Source organism: Grimontia hollisae CIP 101886 (assembly GCF_000176515.1).
Lineage (GTDB): Bacteria > Pseudomonadota > Gammaproteobacteria > Enterobacterales > Vibrionaceae > Enterovibrio > Enterovibrio hollisae.
Genome location: NZ_ADAQ01000002.1, coordinates 1 through 3647, shown reverse-complemented (window position 1 = coordinate 3647; position 3647 = coordinate 1). Strand labels below are relative to the sequence as shown.

At 51.5% G+C, this 3647-nt stretch carries 2 tRNA genes and 2 rRNA genes; all 4 read right to left on the bottom strand.

The window, feature by feature from the left end:
• Positions 1-1819 (bottom strand): 23S ribosomal RNA (locus VHA_RS00030); the annotation flags it as partial.
• Between the two features lie 260 nt (positions 1820-2079).
• Positions 2080-2155: transfer RNA gene (locus VHA_RS00025), tRNA-Ala, on the bottom strand.
• 104 nt (positions 2156-2259) lie between these two features.
• Positions 2260-2336 (bottom strand) — tRNA-Ile (locus VHA_RS00020).
• A 150-nt stretch (positions 2337-2486) separates the two neighbouring features.
• Positions 2487-3647: ribosomal RNA gene (locus VHA_RS00015) — 16S ribosomal RNA — on the bottom strand; the annotation flags it as partial.

The window sequence follows — 3647 nt, the reverse complement described above, 5'->3', positions numbered from 1 at the left end:
CAGGCGTCACACCGTATACGTCCTCTTTCGAGTTTGCACAGTGCTATGTTTTTAATAAACAGTTGCAGCCACCTGGTATCTGCGACTGCCCATAGCTCCATCCGCCAGGGACTTCACCGCGGGCAGCGTACCTTCTCCCGAAGTTACGGTACCATTTTGCCTAGTTCCTTCACCCGAGTTCTCTCAAGCGCCTTGGTATTCTCTACCCGACCACCTGTGTCGGTTTGGGGTACGGTTACTGATAACCTGAAGCTTAGAGGCTTTTCCCGGAAGCAGGGCATCAATGACTTCAACACCGTGGTGTCTCGACATCGTGTCTCAGTATATAGCGAGCCGGATTTGCCTAACTCACCTACCTACGCACTTGAACCAGGACAACCGTCGCCTGGCCCACCTAGCCTTCTCCGTCCCCCCATCGCAGTTATCAGCAGTACGGGAATATTAACCCGTTTCCCATCGACTACGCCTTTCGGCCTCGCCTTAGGGGCCGACTTACCCTGCCCCGATTAACGTTGGACAGGAACCCTTGGTCTTCCGGCGAGGAGGTTTTTCACCCCCTTTATCGTTACTCATGTCAGCATTCGCACTTCTGATACCTCCAGCAGCCCTTACAGACCACCTTCTACGGCTTACAGAACGCTCCCCTACCCAATGTGATAAATCACACTGCCGCAGCTTCGGTGTATCGCTTAGCCCCGTTACATCTTCCGCGCAGGCCGACTCGACCAGTGAGCTATTACGCTTTCTTTAAATGATGGCTGCTTCTAAGCCAACATCCTGGCTGTCTGAGCCTTCCCACATCGTTTCCCACTTAGCGATAACTTGGGGACCTTAGCTGGCGGTCTGGGTTGTTTCCCTCTCCACGACGGACGTTAGCACCCGCCGTGTGTCTCCCGGATACTACTTACTGGTATTCGGAGTTTGCAAAGGGTTGGTAAGTCGGGATGACCCCCTAGCCTTAACAGTGCTCTACCCCCAGTAGTATTCGTCCGAGGCGCTACCTAAATAGCTTTCGGGGAGAACCAGCTATCTCCGGGTTTGATTGGCCTTTCACCCCTAGCCACAAGTCATCCGCTAATTTTTCAACATTAGTCGGTTCGGTCCTCCAATTGATGTTACTCAATCTTCAACCTGCCCATGGCTAGATCACCCGGTTTCGGGTCTACGTCATGCAACTGAACGCCCAGTTAAGACTCGGTTTCCCTACGGCTCCCCTATACGGTTAACCTTGCTACATAACGTAAGTCGCTGACCCATTATACAAAAGGTACGCAGTCACCCCACAAGGAGGCTCCCACTGCTTGTACGTACACGGTTTCAGGTTCTATTTCACTCCCCTCACAGGGGTTCTTTTCGCCTTTCCCTCACGGTACTGGTTCACTATCGGTCAGTCAGGAGTATTTAGCCTTGGAGGATGGTCCCCCCATCTTCAGACAAGATAACACGTGTCCCGTCTTACTCGTTTTCACTCACTGTGCGTTGTCGTGTACGGGGCTATCACCCTGTATCGCGCCACTTTCCAGTGGCTTCCACTAACTCACAATCAGCTTAAGGGCTGGTCCGGGGTCGCTCGCCGCTACTGCCGGAATCTCAATTGATTTCTTTTCCTTCGGGTACTTAGATGTTTCAGTTCCCCGAGTTCGCCTCATTAACCTATGGATTCAGTTAATGATACTGGCTTATGCCAGTGGGTTTCCCCATTCGGAAATCCCAGACTCAAGTGGCTGTTACTGCCTTATCTGGGCTTATCGCAAGTTACTACGTCCTTCTTCGCCTCTGACTGCCCAGGCATCCACCGTGTACGCTTAGTCACTTAACCCTACAACCCCAAGAGGTTTCGTAGGTTCAAACAACCAAGGTGTTCATTTACATGAACGATTTCGCCGGACTCAAATTCCAAGAACACATGAATGTGTTTGGTGTTAACTCCTAAGAGTTAACCTTTGAGAACTTTTACAAACAATCTCTGCTTCCGTAGAAACAAAGTTGTTTAGTCAGCTTTCCAGATTGTTAAAGAGCATGTGATGTGTTCTGTCGAACAACCACTTTTTAAATATTCTCGTAAGAACACTTAAAGCGTGGTGGAGCTATGCGGGATCGAACCGCAGACCTCTTGAATGCAAATCAAGCGCTCTCCCAGCTGAGCTATAGCCCCACATCGATACTTAGTTTGTGACCAATTTCTTTTCAGGCAAGGCGTGGAAAGGCGACGTTTAGTTCACTAAACGAGTCTTTTCACAACGATGCATGAAGGAAAATTGGTGGGTCTGAGTGGACTTGAACCACCGACCTCACCCTTATCAGGGGTGCGCTCTAACCACCTGAGCTACAGACCCATTCTTGTGTCTTTGGTTTCAACCACCGACCTCATCCTCTTTTACCAAGAGATTGGGGTGCTAACCACCAAAGCAACAAACACATCTAAGTATGTTCTTTTTCTTTTTGACCGTAGCAATCTGTGTGGACACTCGCATCCATAGCATCGGTAAGGAGGTGATCCAGCCCCAGGTTCCCCTAGGGCTACCTTGTTACGACTTCACCCCAGTCATGAACCACACCGTGGTAAACGCCCTCCCGAAGGTTAAGCTATCTACTTCTGGTGCAGCCCACTCCCATGGTGTGACGGGCGGTGTGTACAAGGCCCGGGAACGTATTCACCGTGGCATTCTGATCCACGATTACTAGCGATTCCGACTTCATGGAGTCGAGTTGCAGACTCCAATCCGGACTACGATGCACTTTCTGGGATTCGCTCCACCTCGCGGTCTCGCTGCCCTCTGTATGCACCATTGTAGCACGTGTGTAGCCCTACTCGTAAGGGCCATGATGACTTGACGTCGTCCCCACCTTCCTCCGGTTTATCACCGGCAGTCTCCCTGGAGTTCCCACCCGAAGTGCTGGCAAACAAGGATAAGGGTTGCGCTCGTTGCGGGACTTAACCCAACATTTCACAACACGAGCTGACGACAGCCATGCAGCACCTGTCTCTCAGTTCCCGAAGGCACACCAGAATCTCTTCCGGCTTCTGAGGATGTCAAGAGTAGGTAAGGTTCTTCGCGTTGCATCGAATTAAACCACATGCTCCACCGCTTGTGCGGGCCCCCGTCAATTCATTTGAGTTTTAATCTTGCGACCGTACTCCCCAGGCGGTCTACTTAACGCGTTAGCTCCGAAAGCCACGGTTCTAGACCACAGCCTCCAAGTAGACATCGTTTACAGCGTGGACTACCAGGGTATCTAATCCTGTTTGCTCCCCACGCTTTCGCATCTGAGCGTCAGTCTTTGTCCAGGGGGCCGCCTTCGCCACCGGTATTCCTTCAGATCTCTACGCATTTCACCGCTACACCTGAAATTCTACCCCCCTCTACAAGACTCTAGCCTGCCAGTTCAAAATGCCACTCCCAGGTTAAGCCCGGGGCTTTCACATCTTGCTTAACAGACCGCCTGCATGCGCTTTACGCCCAGTAATTCCGATTAACGCTCGCACCCTCCGTATTACCGCGGCTGCTGGCACGGAGTTAGCCGGTGCTTCTTCTGCCGCTAACGTCAAGTAACGCAGGTATTAACTACGCTACCTTCCTCACGGCTGAAAGTGCTTTACAACCCGAAGGCCTTCTTCACACACGCGGCATGGCTGCATCAGGCTT